Source organism: Coleofasciculus sp. D1-CHI-01, from assembly GCF_040218875.1.
GTDB lineage: Bacteria > Cyanobacteriota > Cyanobacteriia > Cyanobacteriales > Coleofasciculaceae > Coleofasciculus.
Genome location: NZ_JAVJQP010000201.1, coordinates 1 through 17,340 on the forward strand (window position 1 = coordinate 1; position 17,340 = coordinate 17,340).

General features: G+C 43.4%; 16 protein-coding genes and 6 pseudogenes. 16 read left to right on the plus strand and 6 right to left on the minus strand.

The window, feature by feature from the left end; all coding sequences use genetic code 11:
* The first annotated feature begins 324 nt into the window (after nucleotides 1-324).
* The 6 genes from RIB93_RS33365 (at nucleotide 325) to RIB93_RS33390 (ending at nucleotide 5,298) form a co-directional block, all read left to right on the plus strand.
* Nucleotides 325-1,368, plus strand: coding sequence for a hypothetical protein (locus RIB93_RS33365; protein WP_446379758.1), 1,044 nt, complete (start codon nucleotides 325-327; stop codon nucleotides 1,366-1,368).
* Nucleotides 1,352-1,966, plus strand: a complete 615-nt coding sequence (locus tag RIB93_RS33370; RefSeq protein ID WP_446379760.1) for a hypothetical protein — start codon at nucleotides 1,352-1,354, stop codon at nucleotides 1,964-1,966. Before RIB93_RS33365 ends, RIB93_RS33370 begins: the two co-directional genes overlap by 17 nt.
* Before the next feature lie 97 nt (nucleotides 1,967-2,063).
* Entirely contained in the window at nucleotides 2,064-2,789 is a 726-nt protein-coding gene (locus RIB93_RS33375) for a class I SAM-dependent methyltransferase (protein WP_446379762.1), read from the plus strand.
* A 48-nt stretch (nucleotides 2,790-2,837) separates the two neighbouring features.
* Complete coding sequence (locus RIB93_RS33380) at nucleotides 2,838-3,812, plus strand: NAD-dependent epimerase/dehydratase family protein (protein WP_446379764.1); 975 nt, start codon at nucleotides 2,838-2,840, stop codon at nucleotides 3,810-3,812.
* On the plus strand, nucleotides 3,805-4,626 hold the full coding sequence (locus RIB93_RS33385) for a glycosyltransferase (RefSeq protein ID WP_446379766.1): 822 nt from the start codon (nucleotides 3,805-3,807) through the stop codon (nucleotides 4,624-4,626). Before RIB93_RS33380 ends, RIB93_RS33385 begins: the two co-directional genes overlap by 8 nt.
* Nucleotides 4,627-4,968: 342 nt before the next feature.
* A complete protein-coding gene (locus RIB93_RS33390) occupies nucleotides 4,969-5,298 on the plus strand; it encodes a DUF3592 domain-containing protein (protein WP_446379768.1) in 330 nt (109 codons plus the stop codon).
* 154 nt (nucleotides 5,299-5,452) lie between these two features.
* On the opposite strand, the pseudogene RIB93_RS33395 reads toward RIB93_RS33390, so the two are convergent.
* Nucleotides 5,453-5,878, minus strand: a pseudogene (locus RIB93_RS33395) (Tab2 family RNA-binding protein); the annotation flags it as partial.
* Nucleotides 5,879-6,016: 138 nt separating this feature from the next.
* Here RIB93_RS33395 and RIB93_RS33400 point away from each other — a divergent pair.
* On the plus strand, nucleotides 6,017-6,967 hold the full coding sequence (locus RIB93_RS33400) for a DUF4365 domain-containing protein (protein ID WP_446379770.1): 951 nt from the start codon (nucleotides 6,017-6,019) through the stop codon (nucleotides 6,965-6,967).
* A 407-nt stretch (nucleotides 6,968-7,374) separates the two neighbouring features.
* On the opposite strand, the gene RIB93_RS33405 is transcribed toward RIB93_RS33400, so the two are convergent.
* Both RIB93_RS33405 and RIB93_RS33410 read right to left on the minus strand, forming a co-directional pair.
* Nucleotides 7,375-8,577 carry a phytochelatin synthase family protein gene (locus RIB93_RS33405; RefSeq protein WP_446379772.1) on the minus strand — a complete coding sequence of 401 codons (1,203 nt, stop codon included), beginning with the start codon at nucleotides 8,575-8,577 and terminating at the stop codon, nucleotides 7,375-7,377.
* A 75-nt stretch (nucleotides 8,578-8,652) separates the two neighbouring features.
* Nucleotides 8,653-8,793 (minus strand): annotated as a pseudogene (locus tag RIB93_RS33410) (methyltransferase type 11); the annotation flags it as partial.
* 290 nt (nucleotides 8,794-9,083) lie between these two features.
* Between RIB93_RS33410 and RIB93_RS33415 the strand changes: the two are divergent.
* Nucleotides 9,084-9,501 (plus strand): annotated as a pseudogene (locus RIB93_RS33415) (XisH family protein).
* A gap of 68 nt (nucleotides 9,502-9,569) precedes the next feature.
* Here the strand turns inward: RIB93_RS33415 and RIB93_RS33420 are convergent.
* Nucleotides 9,570-9,707 carry a hypothetical protein gene (locus RIB93_RS33420; RefSeq protein WP_446379774.1) on the minus strand — a complete coding sequence of 46 codons (138 nt, stop codon included), beginning with the start codon at nucleotides 9,705-9,707 and terminating at the stop codon, nucleotides 9,570-9,572.
* 34 nt (nucleotides 9,708-9,741) lie between these two features.
* On the opposite strand from RIB93_RS33420, the gene RIB93_RS33425 reads away from it, so the two are divergent.
* The 6 genes and pseudogenes from RIB93_RS33425 to RIB93_RS33450 all read left to right on the plus strand — a co-directional run bounded on the left by RIB93_RS33425 (nucleotide 9,742) and on the right by RIB93_RS33450 (nucleotide 14,604).
* Nucleotides 9,742-11,112: an AAA family ATPase gene (locus tag RIB93_RS33425; RefSeq protein WP_446379776.1), complete on the plus strand. Its 1,371-nt coding sequence runs from the start codon at nucleotides 9,742-9,744 to the stop codon at nucleotides 11,110-11,112.
* Nucleotides 11,099-11,724 (plus strand): annotated as a pseudogene (locus RIB93_RS33430) (TIGR02646 family protein). Before RIB93_RS33425 ends, RIB93_RS33430 begins: the two are co-directional and overlap by 14 nt.
* Nucleotides 11,725-11,754: 30 nt before the next feature.
* Nucleotides 11,755-11,892 (plus strand): annotated as a pseudogene (locus tag RIB93_RS33435) (element excision factor XisH family protein); the annotation flags it as partial.
* The gene (locus RIB93_RS33440; protein ID WP_446379778.1) at nucleotides 11,880-12,215 is read left to right on the plus strand and encodes a XisI protein; all 336 of its coding nucleotides are present in this window, start codon (nucleotides 11,880-11,882) and stop codon (nucleotides 12,213-12,215) included. The pseudogene RIB93_RS33435 and the gene RIB93_RS33440, both read left to right, overlap by 13 nt.
* Nucleotides 12,216-12,446: 231 nt before the next feature.
* Nucleotides 12,447-13,730, plus strand: a complete 1,284-nt coding sequence (locus tag RIB93_RS33445; RefSeq protein ID WP_446379780.1) for a hypothetical protein — start codon at nucleotides 12,447-12,449, stop codon at nucleotides 13,728-13,730.
* Between the two features lie 652 nt (nucleotides 13,731-14,382).
* Complete coding sequence (locus RIB93_RS33450) at nucleotides 14,383-14,604, plus strand: addiction module protein (protein WP_446341623.1); 222 nt, start codon at nucleotides 14,383-14,385, stop codon at nucleotides 14,602-14,604.
* A gap of 97 nt (nucleotides 14,605-14,701) precedes the next feature.
* Here RIB93_RS33450 and RIB93_RS33455 read toward each other — a convergent pair.
* Together RIB93_RS33455 and RIB93_RS33460 are read right to left on the minus strand one after the other, a co-directional pair.
* A pseudogene (locus tag RIB93_RS33455) lies at nucleotides 14,702-14,956 on the minus strand (DUF5615 family PIN-like protein); the annotation flags it as partial.
* A 183-nt stretch (nucleotides 14,957-15,139) separates the two neighbouring features.
* Entirely contained in the window at nucleotides 15,140-15,493 is a 354-nt protein-coding gene (locus RIB93_RS33460) for a DUF433 domain-containing protein (RefSeq protein ID WP_446379782.1), read from the minus strand.
* A 254-nt stretch (nucleotides 15,494-15,747) separates the two neighbouring features.
* Here RIB93_RS33460 and RIB93_RS33465 point away from each other — a divergent pair, with 254 nt between their 5' ends.
* The gene (locus RIB93_RS33465) at nucleotides 15,748-16,374 is read left to right on the plus strand and encodes a Uma2 family endonuclease (protein ID WP_446379784.1); all 627 of its coding nucleotides are present in this window, start codon (nucleotides 15,748-15,750) and stop codon (nucleotides 16,372-16,374) included.
* Between the two features lie 105 nt (nucleotides 16,375-16,479).
* On the plus strand, nucleotides 16,480-17,283 hold the full coding sequence (locus RIB93_RS33470; RefSeq protein WP_446379786.1) for an RNA ligase family protein: 804 nt from the start codon (nucleotides 16,480-16,482) through the stop codon (nucleotides 17,281-17,283).
* Nucleotides 17,284-17,340: the final 57 nt, after the last annotated feature.

Below are 17,340 nucleotides of genomic sequence, written 5' to 3' on the forward strand. Positions count from 1 at the left end.
CTCACAGATTTTTCCCCAAGAGTATTAAGAAAATCTTAAATATACATGGGTACGAATTGAGAGGAGTAATTGGCTCAAACGCTTACATAGTCGGGCTTTCGACTTCTATCACCAATCGGGATGGGGGGAACTTCAGTTTAACAACACGTCTAGCAAGGGTGGCGTCGCTTCTTGTAGCGCGATGATATCCGCATCGCATCGGCACAGATGTTCTACAATCACAGGCAGGCGCTGTGCTGTCTGGATGGTTTATTCGCTGCTGCTACTGTAGTCTATCAACTTGAAAACCACTATAATTATTAATAATTCCACCTCGAATCAGTTATGACGCAATACATTGCCCATACCTTAGCTGAAATATACGAAATTACCGCAGGAATTGACGAGCCAAAAGCAATTATTGATTTTATCTCAGGAGAAATGGGCAATGAAGTTTTATTGTCACAATCTTTAGGCGGAAAATTTTATGATAAACATCATAATTATTGCCGCGTGATTGCTTTAACTTGGGAGGGTTGCGGTATTCTTTATAGCAATATTTCACACGATCAAATTGAGTTAGTTAGCCCTAAAATCAAAGCAGATTGGAATAAAAATCGCTTTACCACAGGAGAAAATCGCTTTAACTGGCTCACCAGAAATGACCACGATCGCGCCCTCCCAAAACTCCCCAATATTAAAGCGCGATTAGGTCCTTATTGGGTGTCTTGCGGTATGACCCTAGGAGGCTATTCTAATGGCTATTATTTCGCGAAACTCAAGTTTCAAAAAAAATATGGTCGCTATTGGCATTTAGCAGTCAATCGACTCGCTAGAACCCAACCGACTTTTGATGTGGGTTCTCCCTTGGTTGAAGGACATTATATTTCCTTATTTGACCGTCACGATCGCCACAATCCCCAACGCAATACGCAACCGTGGCACATTCAACTCTTTAAAAATTGGGCGAATAAACTGGGCATAAAATTCGTTGTCATTTCGGATTTTTATCCGCGAAAATTACCTGAAAATACAATCCGGTTTCAGTCACCCCATCGCGATTTAAAAACGATCGCGAACGTCGCTAATTATTCCTTACTTCATGCTGCACCAGCATCGGGATCAGCAGAAGTAGCCCTCGTCTTTGGCTGTCATTTTGTACAATTATGTGACTGTTCAGTAGCAGGTTTCGATCTCTACAATCCGTTGATTTTTGCACGGATGTCTCGGGTGCGAGGTTACGAACACTTTGGAGTTTTTAATGCGGAACGACGTTGGTTGAGGCGTTGGGGACGCATAGACGATCACAACCAAGAGATCGAAACCGCTTGCTCGAATCACTTGAAAATGTGTTTGCACACCCACAATCGCCATGTCCCAACGCTTTGAGTATTTTCGTCAGCTTGCTGCGGCTTACTACAGCTTTTTGCAACAGGTCGGCGATCGCTGGTCGTCTCAGTCCCAGTTACAGGCAGCATTAGATGATTATCGCGAGGAGGCGATCGCGACCCTACAATCCCTTCATCGTCCCGATCCCCCCCCCCAAACCCCTCCCGAATTTGTGGGTTTGAATACTGTTGGGTTACTCAGCGATCGCCTCAGTATTTTAACCATCAAAGAATGGTGTCTGCGAAACCAAAACCAAGACGAAGAAAAAGCGCAACGCCTCTACAAAACCCAAACCCTCGATATTATTGCCACTCTCGCCCAAGCCCCTCGGGCCAAAAGCGCCCTAAACTCCAAATTAACCCGACATCAAGCAGATATCCACGTTCCTACGTGGGAAGCAGCGATTTACGAACTTTTGGCCGCGAATATCACCATTTGGAAAGCCCAAGAAGCATTATATTGTCACGATTTAGAATCCAGGGGCGATCGCTTTAAGCATTACGTTCGTTGGTTTCCCCAAGTCAATGTTCGACGAGATGCACTAATTCAGGCTTGTGAAACCCTTTATTGGCTTGATACTTCCTCGCCCCTACCCTAGCAGATGCTATAAGTTTTTCTTTCGATCCCTAATTGGACGCGATTTCAGTGTAGGTCTACCAAGTTAATGCTTTTATAATTTTAGGCAAAATACCAAAATGTTTTCTTTTTTTAATACTCTCAGTTTAGTTTGGCAACGAGAAAAAGTTATTGATATTTCTGATGAATATATCACCTGGTTAACCCGCATGAATATCGGTTTTTTAGAGCCAGGAAATCTCTATTGTTTTGATTTTGCTATCAGAAATTTACCCGATTCTTACCCGATTGTTGAAATTGGCACTTATGGCGGTTTATCTGCAAATGCGATGACTTATTATAAAGCGCTTTATCAACGCCAAAATCGGCTAATAACCATCGATCCTTGGTATTTTGTAGATATGAACGATACAATGCGCGAAGATTTACCTGCCGCGAAACCTTTATCCAGCAAGGAATTACGCCAATTTATCAAAAGTCGATGTCTGCACAATCTTGAATATTTTAGTAATTTCGATCTACCTTATCTTTTAGAGCTATTTTCCGATCGCTTTTTCGAGGCTTGGGCTGCGAATCAGTCTTTATCGGATGTTTTCGGACGCTCGATTACCTTGGGGGGTGGTATTGGTTTTGCCTACATTGATGGCGATCATTCCTATGGTCAAGCTTATCAAGATTTTTGCCATTGCGATCGCTTTCTCGTTCCGGGGGGTTATTTATTATTTGATGACTCTGCTGATGGTTCTGGTTGGGATGTTTGCGAGGTAGTCAAAAAAGTGTTAAATTATCCCGATTATGAGTTAATCATTAAAAATCCTAACTATTTTTTCAAAAAAAAGGGTTAATCAGAAAAATTCCTTTAGAATGAGAGCAACGGCAGTGAAAATAAGCGCATGAATGACGATTATAAACCCATTTTTATTACTGGCGGTCTTGGCTTTATTGGGGGTCATCTCGCCGAACATTTATTACAACAAGGTTATCGAGTTACTCTCTACGATTGCAATCGCCACGGGTCGCAACCTTGGCATCAGACACTACAAAATCATCCCGGTTGTCGTTGCATTGCAGGCGATTTGAGAGATGCAGCATTACTCAATCAAAGCCTAACAAGTCACAGCATCGTTTTTCACCTTGCTGCTAATTCTAACAGTCGTCAAAGCCTGCGCGATCGCGAAGTGGATTTACAACACGGCATCCAAGCCACCTGGACGCTATTGCAAGCCATGGCCGACCAAAATGTGCCTCAGATTGTCTACGCTTCGAGTCAGTTAGTTTATGGCGAACCTCAGACTCCCCTTCTCAGAGAATCTCTCGGTCCCTTGTTACCGATTTCTCCTTATGGGGCAAGTAAATTAGCCGGAGAAGGTATTATTAGTGCCTATCATCACCTCAACCGCATTCAGGGGACGATTTTACGCTTTGGCAACATTATCGGTCCTCGTATGAGTTATGGGATTGTGCGAGATTTTGTCGAAAAGTTACAAAAAAATCCCAAAACCCTAGAAATTCTTGGAGATGGTCAGCAACAGCGCAATTATCTCCACGTTCGAGATTCTGTTGCTGCCATGCTTACCACAGCCCAACGCCCTCTGGGAAAGACTTGTGAAGTGTACAATGTCGGCAACCAAGATTATATTTCCGCTTTAGAAGTCGCCCAAATTGTCGCTGAAGTCGTCGTGGGGTCATCAGAGATTGACTATCAAACCACAGGAGGTCAACGGGGATGGCGGGGGGATGTTCCCCATTTGCGCTGCGATCTCAGCAAAATTAAGATGTTAGAATGGCAGCCAAGCTGTAATTCTGCCACTGCTGTTGCCCAAGCCGCCCGCGAAACTTTGAATTTTCAGCAAAGTGCTTATGTCTGAATCTCAATCCTTGATTGAATCGGGTTTATCAGTGGTTATTCCCACTTACAAACGAGTTCAGATGTGTGAAACCTTACTGGATTCTCTGAAGACCAGTCAGGCATTTTGCGATATTCCGACCGAGGTTTGGGTGATGGATGACAGTCCTACCCCAGACGCGCAACGTATCAAAGCCGCTTGCGATCGCCATCATTTTAACTATTGTTGGCAGTCCGGTCCAGTCACCACCAAACGCAATTTAGGGGCAAAAAACGCCCGTTATCCTATTGTTTGTTTTATCGACTCCGATTGTATCGCGACCCCAGAATTACTCCAGCGTCATTGCGACTGTTATCACCATCATTCCGAAGTGGTTGCAGTAATTGGCAAAACCGAGTTTAAGGGGCCGCAAACCTGGTTATGGCACGTTATTGAACTTACACCTTATCTGGATGCTTTCGCGATCGCGGATTTCCCTACGCAAATTGTTTGGGGTCCGAGTAATAACTTTTCCTGTCGCAAAACCATTTTTAAACAACTCGGTGGCTTTGACGAAAACTGTCCGCAACCCATTGGGGGAGAAGATGCAGAATTAGGCTATCGTCTGTATCACGAAGGGTATATGATGCACACTTGTCCGGAAGCTGTGGTTTATCACTCCACTGAAACCTGGAATACCCTTCCCCAAGTATTACAACGCCTTACTCGCTGGAGTCGCGGTGATATTTATCTAAAGCGACGTAATTGGATTAGTTTATATTACAGTTGTCCATCTCGTTTAGGCACAGTTTTAATCTTAATTCCTCTGGCAATTTCGATTAGTTTAACAACTTAAAATTACGTCTGGTTAAGTTGGCCCCTGCTATTTATCATCTTCAATTTTATCCTAGGAGCGCTTCAGAAACTGGCAGCTTATCCACCTCGCTTTCTGCATCCATTTCGCATTTTTGCCGCAGAAAGTTTAATCTTATTTTACGACCTTCAAAATGCTTGGCAATGTCTGCGCTGGAATTGTTGGAAATTGCTGTTTACTTATTTATTACTACGACCAGAAGATGCTCACTTACTATGGAACGAAAACATGAAACAACTATCTATTCGAGGATTTGAACTGGGAACGAGTTTGACTTTTTTGTTGACATACCAAGATTACGTTTTTGGGAGATAATAACTACTTATGGAATCAATTATTGTAATTCTATTAATTGTATTTATTGCATTTTTATTATTGAGCAGTTCATTGATGTCAGAAACATTTATTCAGGCTCATGGAAAGCGCACTACTGGCAAAGTTATTGATATTGATGTTAAAACCATAACCGGAAAATATGGTACGCGGACAACTATTCATGTCGTACATTATATATTTGCAGATGAGCGCGGCACGACTTGGCGAGGCATAAAAACTATTTCAAATAATAGGAGATATCGCTTTCAAAAAGATGATGAGATTATCGTTTACTACCTAGAAAGTAATCCCAATAGCAATCATATTAGCCTTGATTGATTAGGATAAGCTTATCCCGCTCTCTATTTTGTCTAATGCAATAAAAATGGGTTGATAACGATTTGGACTTTGGACAAAGCCAATAGATTTGCGTAAATTTTACGCGAATAATATCTCAGCTACAAGAAAAGCTCAGAATGGTAGATGAGAAAAATCAATCAACCATCAACAACCAAAATCCGGTATACGTCATTCCCGAATCATCCGGTTGCACTAACAAAAAATGTAATCCCTGACTGGTTTGTTTACGTTGTTCATACAACCTCGCCGCCGCCGCTACCTCTTTATCCTCAAAGGTTGCCATTACCCAGCGTTCGCTTAATCCCGCCTCTAAAATTAACCCATCTGGCGCACCGGGAATATAGTGAAGCGCTACAGGTTGCACCTCTTGCAGCCAACGCGCTAACGGCATCGACTGGCGTCCCCCATCAATCACAACTCCAGGAATAGCTACTGTTGAGGCTAAACCTAACTGAAGCGGTAGGAGTTCATGGGGCATCTGTAAAATTGGAATCGGGCGTTGGGCAAAACCCTCCTCAATATCCCCTGCAGGAATACTAGCAAATCGCCAGCGATCGCCCGATCTTGTCAGTTAGGTTGAAGGATGAAACCCAACACTCATCTGTGCTTCTCCACCTGAACCCTGGTGCGATCGCCCAATCTACACTACTCCAAATAACAGTTGAGTTAAGATTGTGGGAAAATCTCTAGCATTGTAATGACTAAGTTACCCAAACGTACTAAGTCTCAAAAGATTGGTGTAAGTGCTGCTGATCTCCTGAGGTCTGTCTTTGTCGAATTCTGCAACGTTATTCCTGTTCCTCAAGATAGCGATCTCGGCATCGACTTCATCTGTGAAATCATGGAGGGAGAATACCCGACCGGGAAATTATTTAATATTCAATGTAAAGGGAAAAAAGAAGCAAAACTAGAAGGTAATTCAATCACAGTTCCCATCAAAGTAACAACCCTCAATTATTGGTTGCTTCAGCCTAATCCAACATTTTTAATTGTTGTTGACTGTCAAAATAAGGTATTTTATTGGTGCTTCCCTCAAGATTTTATTCACTCACTCAATAAAAAATGGCAAAAGCAACAAACAGTTTCAATTCAAGTTCCTATCGAAAACTGTTTTGAGCAAGATATACACACCTTACCAAGCCAAATGGCTTCGATAGTTAGTTCACAGGCATCTGCTATTCCTAAAAATGGTGATTATCTTGGGACATTGACGCTTGGAGATGCAGTAAACAGGGCTGTTAATTATGGATTGCATGTGTTGAGAGTACCTTTCCACCGTCCTTTCCAGTATATTGGAATGCCTATTGCAGATGTTGCAAAAGTCGTTGGTGGTCAGCCCAATGAAGTAGGCAATATCATCGTTGACTCTGAGCAAGCTAACATGATGTTAGAAGCAGAAGGAAATTTCATTAACTATGTGGATGTTAAATTAAAAAATACTGCGCCTTGGAGTCCAAACCGCCCGTTCGATTCTGAGGCAATTTTAGGAGTATTTAGTATTAACCCATCTGAGTTAGAACTAGCCCGCAAACAGACACACTTTCACACCTACTACGATCACAAGAGAAAGTTAAAGATTGGTGTATCTTGTCAGTATGAGGGTGCACCGCTATCTGTAGGATTTAGCAGTAAGTACTACAAAGCGTGAAGTATAGCAGTCGCTAGGGTCATTAGGACATTAAGATGAATGCCATGTATTGTCTTGAGCCATGCCTAGTGTCCTAACCGTTGTGGCGGTTGCTATAAGTTTATGATCTTGGGATTGGTGCTGTCTAAAATGTCATGGTAGCGGACGGTCGCAAAACACTGGTGTTGAGTTCGAGGCTATTTGCCACCGCTACATTTTGCCCTTAGACCGCTATGTATGCGACATAAGCTACAGGTTGTAATCAAATAAAGGCTAATCATTGCAGGTTCTAATTGGAACTTCTAGAGATTGCAGGTACGACCAATGCTTGGAGAGTGAAGTGTGACTGCTAGATTCACAGTTTGCAATCTGATTGAGCGATCGCATTTTATCCTTCAACATGAGAATGTTATTCATCCGAAATAAACTCAGCCAGAAATAGAGCAAAATTCCTGTAATGCGGACATTTGCTCTTGCAATCGGGTAACTTCTCGATTGAGTGGTTCAGGACATTGGGCTAGATTGCGAACTGGATTGATCCAAGTCTGTAATTCAGGTTTTAGTGCTTTATACAGTGTTTGAGGACAGGCAAGTAACAATATCGTTAGCCACTCGGCAAAGTTTATTTTTAAGCATGTAAAATCCCCGGCTTTATCTAGTAAACTCCATTGTTTTGCGATCGCCACCTGATACTGTTGACTAGACACAACTTCCTGAACGATGGCAAACAACGGATTGGCTTGAATCGCTTCTCGCAATGCTGGAAACATATCCGTTAAATGAGTAGATGATTGTAAAAGTGATGCGAACTCAACTGGAAGATGCTGCATAAGTGCTATAACTACTTCATCCAAAGAGTTAGATTTCTCTAGCAAAACGGGTAATTTGTCTGCAAAATAAGGGGCTGCTATTGCACACCACTGTTGTGGAGTGAGAGCAACATGAAAGAAGGTTTCATATAACTCTTCTGTTTTCTGTAATAGGATATAGCCTCGACTGCGGTTTGTTGCCGGGTCAAGTGGATCAAACGCTTGCCATAGAAGCGGTAATGGCACCCAATGTGGTGGATATTTGAATCGTGCCACATCGAGTAGAAGCACTAAATCTCGCTGTGGATGGTAGCCCCCAATGGGTGAAAAATGTCCGTCTCCAGTTTGTCCCAAAACTTTGCGGCTGTAGGCAGCAACCATGTGAGTACCATGGGTTGTAGAAGTAGTCTGTTGAACATCCTGCCGGAACTCGTCTAAGCTCCTCTCGGTATAACGGTAAGCGGATACCTTTGCGCCATTACAACGAGAGATGCAGACGAATTCATCCAGGGTAATGCCTGTTTCCTGAATCACTGGGAGAGATCGGCAGCAGTCCAGCATTTCCTCACCATACCAGCGCCATACCCCTCGCCAGATGCGTCCCGGATCGATTGCCAGCGCGTTCAGCACAACCACCATTGTTCCCAAACCGCAAAAAGCAGGTTCGGCTTGGGTATGAAACTGTTCAGCAAGGGCAAAGTATCCTTCCATTCCTCCCAGTTCCAATGCTTCACGAAAAATTTGCCTCCCCTCAGTTGAGGAGAAGACAATGCAGGATTCTGGCAAAGGACGACGGTAAAATCCTTCAGTCTGAGCAGCCATAATCTCCATGATTGAGAAAGAATTTTTCAAAGTTGGGGATGGCTGGGAGTGTTGGTCTACATCTGCATTCTGACATTATCTGTTGTAGTTAGCCGTCGCTACGATTAACCCCCAGACTAATCCAAAACGTACCTTCGTTGCCTGGTGAATTTCAAAACCTGTGGAATTGAGTAGATGATGAAATTCAGTTTGAGTGTAACACTGTTGGTGAGCCGGAGCGATCATGGGTGTCAACTTAAGCCCTGACGACTGGAAGTCGTGGCTACAAAAACGAAGTCCGCCTGCGCGGACTAACAAAAAATCAACACTTATTTAACCTGCGGAGGCAGGTTTTGTTTGTTTAGCTGCGGTTTCAACCGCCAAGCACCCAAATGTACTGAGAGCAACGTGAGTTATGGAAGAGGTTCCTTACCAAGAGCAATGCTTGGGGGTTCGATTCCCCCACCCCGCACTCTTTGAGTATAATTTTTTAAGATTCCATAGAATGCAGTGTTGAGATTTGGTCTGTGTCTGCCAAAGATGTTTTTCACGAAGCTGTTAAACGAGCGCTTCAAAAAGAGCAGTGGGTGATTACTGATGACCCGCTCAAGTTTAAGTTTGGTAACATCAACTTTAAGGTTGATCTAGGTGCAGAGCGATTGCTTGCAGCAGAACGAGCCGGAGAGAAAATAGCAGTCGAGATCAAAAGCTTTTTGAATCCTTCTGCGATCACAGATTTTTACGCTGCATTGGGGCAGTTTCTCAGTTATCGTCTTGCTTTGGAGTCTGTTGAACCAGAACGGAGCCTATACTTGGCAGTTCCAGTTGATGTTTACCAAACGTTTTTTCAATACGAATTTACTCAAACTGCACCTGCAACGGTATCAGGTCTTGATAATTGTGTATGATCCAGTTAATGAGGTGATAGTGCAGTGGACAAGGTAGCTCAATATCGGGAGTACGTTCAAACGTTACTGAGCCAGTACGCCAAGGATGATGTTTCGGAACCCTCATCACTGCTTCTCCACCTTAACCCTGGTGCGATCGCCCAATCGAGTCATGAGACTGGGATGAAACTGGCGAAGTGCAACTGTTTTGAGACCATAATAGGGGTAAGTGCTTTCAAATGCCGTTTGAGGTACTGTTGTCAATGTCGAAAACCTCAGAGGTTTGAACGTTACCGCTATGGAAATCCAACGGGTTATATTAAATAACATTGGGCTATTTGAAAACCTAGAAATTCCTTTAGCACCCACCGATCAAAATCCCAGCAACATCACTGTCTTTGTGGGTAATAACGGGGCGGGTAAAACCTCTGTGCTGAAAGCCTTAGCAACCTCCCTGAGTTGGTTTACGGCTCGTTTACGTACAGAAAAGGGTAGTGGTAACCCTATCCCGGAAGATGCCATACTTAACACCACCAACGCCGCCAGTATTGAAATAGAAATTTGTGATGCTTCTGGAACATCAGACAATCCGAATCAAAACGAGATCCAGCATCACTTCAAGTGGACTTTAGCCAAAAATAGAACAGGACGTAAATCCCGGTACACTAGCAATCTCAACGACTGCACCCGCTTAGCCAATCGTTATCGTGATGCCCTTACCCGTGATCACAAAACTAGCCTGCCCATCATTGCGTTTTACCCTGTCGAGCGCGTCGTACTTGATATTCCCCTAAAAATTAGGACTAAGCATACCTTCTTGCAACTCGATGGTTACGATAACTCTTTAAGTCAGGGGGTTGACTTTCGCCGCTTTTTTGAGTGGTTTCGGGAACGGGAAGATACCGAAAATGAATCAGGAATGCCTGAAGATTTTCTGAACCAACTGAAACCATTATTGGAAACTAATCCAGACGCATGGCAACGGTTAAACGAACTCAATGCCTCAGCCAAAGATCGGCAATTAACCGCAGTTCGCACCGCCATTCGCCGATTTATGCCCCAGATGGATAATCTTAGAGTTCGTCGTCAACCTCGTCTCCACATGGCGATTGATAAAAACGGTGAAACCCTGAATGTAGCCCAACTTTCACAAGGCGAAAAATCTCTCATGGCTCTGGTTGGTGATATTGCTCGCCGTCTAGCCATGCTGAACCCTGCCCTGGAGAATCCTTTAGCAGGAGATGGTATCGTCTTGATTGATGAAGTTGATTTGCACCTGCATCCCTCTTGGCAACGCAGCCTGTGCGATCGCTTAATCGCAACGTTCCCAAATTGTCAATTTGTGCTGACTACCCATTCACCTCTGGTGATCAGCGACTGTAAAAATGTTTTGGTTTACACCTTAACCAATGGTGAATTGCGACAATTGCCCTCTCAGTATGGGCAAGATGCTAATACTGTCTTATTAGATGTCATGGACACCAGCATCCGTAATCAGAAAATCGATGCTGAACTGAACGATCTGCTGGATGCCATACAAGATTCAAAGCTAACCGAGGCTCAACAACGACTCGCCAAATTAACTGAGGAACTACCCGCAAATCATCTGGAATTAGTCAAAGCCAAATTACTGCTCCGTAAACAAGAATTGCGTCATGCGAACCATTAGTAAAGGGACTGAACCCTCCAGTTTGACAGTTTGGAAACGAGAAAACCCTCACGGACGCTACAACCAGTTAACTGAAGAGATTCGCCGCACTATTCGGCAATATGCTCTATCAGAACAATTCTACCTTTGCGCCTATTGTTGCCAGCGCATCCAAGACATTGATGCTTGCCACAATGAGCATATAGAAGCTCAAAATTTGAATCCTAGACGCACAGTTGAATTTTCAAATATTGTCGCCAGTTGTAATACCTCTAATCAATGCGGTGATGCTCATAAATCACAACCCCTACCCCTAACTCCCCTGATGACAGAATGTGAAACAGAACTTCGCTTTAAAATTAGTGGTCGGGTAGAAGGGTTAAGCGAGCGGGCAACCGATACGATCCGAGTCTTAAACTTGGGAGATCATGAAAAAAATAACCGTGCCTTAATCGAAAAACGCAAGCAATTGTCTAATGCCTTATTATGGACAAATGGTATAGACCCCGATGAAGGCTTAGAGGATAACTGTTAGAGATGTTAATCAGTGACCTATCACAACCCCAACAGGGTCAGATGGAACCTTTTACTCCAGTGGTAATTAATATCTTGCGAAGTTGGCTTCAATCTTGAAAGCAACTCTTTAAATGGTTATGAATCAGCCTATACTTGGCAGTTACAGTTGATGTTTACCAAACGTTTTTTCAATACGCATTCACTCAAATTTCGGTACAACGGTATCAGGTCTTGATAATTGTGTATGATCCAGTTAATGAGGTGATAGTGCAATGGACAAGGTAGCTCAATATCGGCAGTACATTCAAACATTACTAAGCCAGTACGCCAAGGATGATGTTTCGGATGATGAGGTTGAAGTGCAACTTATCTTTGACACGGAGCGGGATCATTACCAATGGATGAATGTGGGATGGCAACAGCTTAACCGCGTTTATCGTTGTATTGTCCATTTTGATATCAAAGACGGAAAAATTTGGCTTCAGCAGAATCTGACAGACCAGAATCCGGCTGAGGACTTGGTTGAAATGGGTGTCAAGAGAGAAGATATTGTGTTGGGTTTACAGCCTCCTTACAAACGGCAATACACAGAGTATGGTGCTGCTTGAACAATGCCCATACGCCCAGTGTACGATCGCCCAATCGAGTCATGTTTGGTTTCACCTTACCTATTGATTCCCAAGCAAGGACTTGACAGACTCAACCCAATCTACAGCAAGGGGCGATCGCACTCGTTCCTGCTCCGCCAAGAGATAGATGTAAATGGGCAGGTTTCATGGTGATGTGCTAAACCTGTTGATATCAATTCTGAGTATTTTAGTACTAGCAGCCAGCATGTTATGAATTCTCCTTTTATTAGGGACATCCCCAGCATTGCCAAAAATCTCAAAAATGTGAGAGATATGGCTACATTCAAACGCATTATGCCTTTCTGTCGTCCCTTTCTAAAATTATTAGGTGCTGATGTACAGAAAATGGATGATGCTTTAGCCAACGTTGATGATCTTGTTCGACAAATAGAAGAAATGTCTCAGATACCTGATCGTTTCAACGATATATTTGCTTCGCGTGGTTGGATCATTTACGACTTGCTTAACCTTGAGGTAGCCAAGAATGCAATCGCAAAAGCAGAGTCAGGAGACATAGATGGTGCTGAAACTGATTTAGTGGACTACTACGATGCAGAAACAGTGAGATGGAAATTACAGACCATGAAGGGAATCCGTGCCTTCCATCCAAGAGTGGCTCTTGCTCAAAAAGCTCTGATTGATTATGAAGAAGAACGTTATCATGCATGTGTTCCAGTTGTATTGTCACTGCTTGATGGTTTAGTGAATGAGCTGCAAGAAAAACGAAGAGGCTTTTTCGCTGAAGAAGTTGATCTTACGGCGTGGGATTCTATTTCGGCTCATAGTAGTGGATTGAATGTATTAGTAAGAATATTTCAAAAAGGTCGGTATAAAACTACAATTGAGTCACTTACTATCCCATATCGCAATGGAATTATGCATGGAATGGATCTTGGTTATGACAACAAAATAGTTGCAGCTAAAGCATGGGCAGCTTTGTTTGCTACTCGTGATTGGGCATTGAAAGCTGAAAAAGGCTTGCTTGAGGTTCAGCCAAAAGAACCACAAAAAAGCTGGAAAGAAATTTTGGATCAGTTACGCAAAAATCAAGGAAATAAAGAGAAGTTGGAACAATGGAAACCCAGGGATATTGAAGTTGGTATTGATGTCCCCGCCAGTGGTGCGCCAGAGCTTTTTGCTGATACAACTCCTGAGAAGCAACTTGCGAAGTACTTGAATTTTTGGATGGTTAAGAACTACGGTTACATGGCTAAGTGTTTATCCTCCAAAATGGGACCACCTGCCAAACAAGCACCCGCACGTCTTCGTCAATCCTTTTCATCCAAGGCTCTAAAAGCCTTTAAGTTTGTCTCAATCCAGGATCATGCGGCAGCCCTCTCAATCATCTCGACTAATCTAGTGTTTGAAGAATATGGAGCAGAAGTATTAAAATCATTTGATTTCCGTTTAATAAATGAGGACTCCCAAGGTAATCCTGAAGTATCTGGTACACCAGGCAGTGATTGGAAAATAATTAATTGGGCACTTTATTGAATTAGCTGAGAAACGGCCTAATAATTGCGGTGCAACGGATTGAAGGAAGCCGCTGGTGCTGAGTTCAAATTTTGGTAACCACTGACCGCAACCGTTAGATCGCTATGTATGCGACATAAGCTACATATTTTAATCAAATAAAGACCAATCATTGGAAGTTCTAATTTGAACTTCTAGAGATTGCAGGTACGACCAATACTTAGAGAGTAAAGTGTGACTGCTAGATTCACAGTTTGAAATCTGATTTCGCGATCGTATTTCTTCCCACGGGACAGTTAAACTCCTTTTCTCCAGTTGTGGAAAAATCAACCTGTATTTGTTGGATAACGTACCTTTCAACTCCACGAAGCGGATGAGTGACAAATAGGAGATATCGAGCATCTCGCAGACTAGGGAATTTGGGGTGAAGCTGATTTGCCGAAATTGTTGTGAAATCTGCCCTACCTTGTCGAGCTAGGGAACATGCAAGACGTCTGATCGGATCAGATTTATGAAGTGGTCGATGTTTTATGATACCTTACCATTCTTTCTGATGCCAGGGATATAGAGGCTATCAAGTTCGTTTAGCTGCGGTAGATCAGCAGAGGAGGAAGCAATATCGTTATCGGTGATAAACTTGAAGCAAGACACCAATTGCGATGGTGAGGTCAGCATGAACACAGAGTTCACTCAAATGTTTGAGTTAACCCTCTCGGAAAAACTACAACTGCTGGAAGATTTATGGGACAGCATTGCCCAAATTCCAGAGCAAATTCCTGTGCTTGATTGGCAAAAAGAAGAGCTGGCAAAGAGAAAGGCTTCCTATTTGCAGAATCCTGGCTCAGGTAGTTCATGGGAAGCAGCTAAGGAACGAATTCGCAACGGACATATTTAACTGGAGGAGAGCGAGAAAAAGACTTTAACTTGTTCAAACAATGGGCGTACAGTCATACTGGAACGTTTCGGCAGGTGCTGGGCGATCGCTACATCCTCTATGGCAGAGGTAAATAAATAATCCGATCCTGATACTCATGGTCTTCGGAAGCAAGAGCAGCTAAAATTAATTCTTCGAGATTTCCACCAATGCCTAGATCGGGATTGAGAATAAAAATACCAGGTATGTGGCGATTTTGAGCAAGATGATCGGCTAAATGTACAGGCATAGAAGCACGATTATTAGTCACCAAAACAAACCCATTGGCTTCACACCAGCATAAAATTTCAGGATCTGGCGTGCTTTTGGGAGGATTAAGCTGTTCGGCATTTAAACCTTAATATCAATAATCATGAAATCCTTGTAGTGCGAGCATCTTGCTCGCTACTAATACCCAATTTAAATGCATGACAGCTTACCAGGCTCTCCTACCATAAGAACAATTAATTCAGGATATTGCCGCAAAAGTTGAGTTTGATAAACTCGATCGACGTTCTCATCTAAAAGATATTTCAGTGCCACTTGCTTTCCTCATTGCTTCTCTTTCTGCTCTCAGTTTCCGCAGTTTTTCAGAAACAGGTGGAGGATTGTGTTTTTGTTCCTCTCGCATCCTGCGACCATGCTCAATCCAATTAGCGAGGTAGGTACTGACTGCTTCTTTGTTGTGCAGATAGTATAGAATCGTAGCGTAGACTTGTTCTAAATCTAGGGTTCGATAACTCTGGGCAATTTCTTCTGGGGTGCGACACCGATGGATGAAATCATATAAAATAGTTTCAATCCCTATTCTTGTGCCTTTTATCCGAATGTCATCAGGACTGAGGAAATCAAAATAATCTTCTAATTGCATTTTTCCAGGTTTATAGATTCATCGGGGATAATACTAGGATAGCGTTGGCGATGCCGAAGGCGGTTCGCGTAGCGACCATCGCTCGACTCATAGAACTACGATCTCAGGGCAAACAACTATCTAACTACCGCCATACCATTCGTTCATACTGGAACATCAATATTCTGGGGCAAAGCAATCAGAGGTTTGATTCGTCGTATGTATCACATACTCGATTTGGTAGACTTGAGGCATTAATTGGACTCAGTTGACCTATGACCATTGCAGTCGAGCAAGCAATTCAACAGAAGCCACTTAGCTTTGACGAGTTTCTCGCTCGTCATGGTAGCGATAACCGCTACGAACTGATCGACGGAGAGGTGTTCGATTTGGAACCAACAGGTTTACATGAAGAAGTTGTAGCCTTCATTAGCGCCAAGCTCTGTGTCCAAATTGACGCAATAGGCTTACCTTGGTTTGTGTTCCAGCGGGGACTATTGCGCCCTTCTAACGTTGGTATGACAGCATTTCGACCTGACGTTGCAGTTGTTGATCGAGATGAACTCGTTAAAGAACCGCTTTGGTCTGAGCAATCAATCCTAACGCTAGGCACCTCGATTAAATTTGTGGCAGAAGTAGTTAGTAGCAACTGGCAAAATGATTATGCCCGTAAGGTCGAAGACTACGCAGTTTTGGGCATTTCCGAATATTGGATAGCAGACTATGCCGGATTAGGTGGTACTCGACATATTGGAAAACCTAAACAACCCACTCTCTCTGTCTGTAGGTTAGTGGATGGGGAGTATGAAATTCAGCAATTTCGGGGCAATCAGACTATTGTCTCTCCAACCTTCCCCGATTTAAAACTAACAGCTGAACAGGTGTTGAAGGCTGGCAGGTAAGACCAAAAGTTGGGCATAAGTCCGTCTTGAAGCATTCTCTTGTGAAGCCAGAAGCTATAGGTTCCGCTACGCTAAACCTGAAGTAGTTCACGCTTCTGTTATTTGATGTACAAATTCCCTCGCACCCCTCATATCCAAGGTTCACGACTCCAACCGGGGGATGAAGATTTGGATAACGTGCCTTTCAGCGCGATCGCGTCTCAATATGTAGTGGTCGAAGAAAAGGTAGATGGAGCCAATGCTGCCATCAGTTTTACTCCTGATGGGCAAATGCTGTTGCAAAGCCGGGGACATTATTTAACTGGAGGAGAGCGAGAAAAGCACTTTAACTTGTTCAAACAATGGGCGTACAGTCATACTGGAACGTTTTGGCAGGTGCTGGGCGATCGCTATATCCTCTATGGCGAATGGCTCTATGCCAAACACACCGTCTTTTACGACACCTTACCCCATTATTTCTTAGAATTTGATGTGCTAGATGTTGAACAGCAGCAGTTTCTCAGTACTCAACGTCGCCAGGAGTTACTCGCCGGATTACCCCTGGTTTCCGTACCCGTCCTGTTTTCCGGTGTATTAACATCCTACAAGCAGCTAATGGGATTGCTGGGTCACTCGAATTTCATTGAGTCAGGACACGCTTCGGCAAAGCTCAGGGAACACTTAGAACGCTTCCGTCAAGCCTGTGAGGAACAGGGATTGGATGTGGAGCGAAGTCTCAAACAAACTGACCCCAGTCCCCTGATGGAAGGGTTGTATATCAAAGTTGAAGAGGAAGCCGTTGTAACCGCTCGTTACAAATACGTCCGTCCTAGCTTTTCAACCACCATCCTGCAATCGGATAGCCATTGGCTCAACCGCCCTATCGTCCCCAATCTCCTACGTTCCGGTGTCGATTTGTTTGAGTTATAGTGCTACGCGCTAGGGAACAGGCAATAGGCAACAGGCAACAGTAAGCTGTGATTGGGT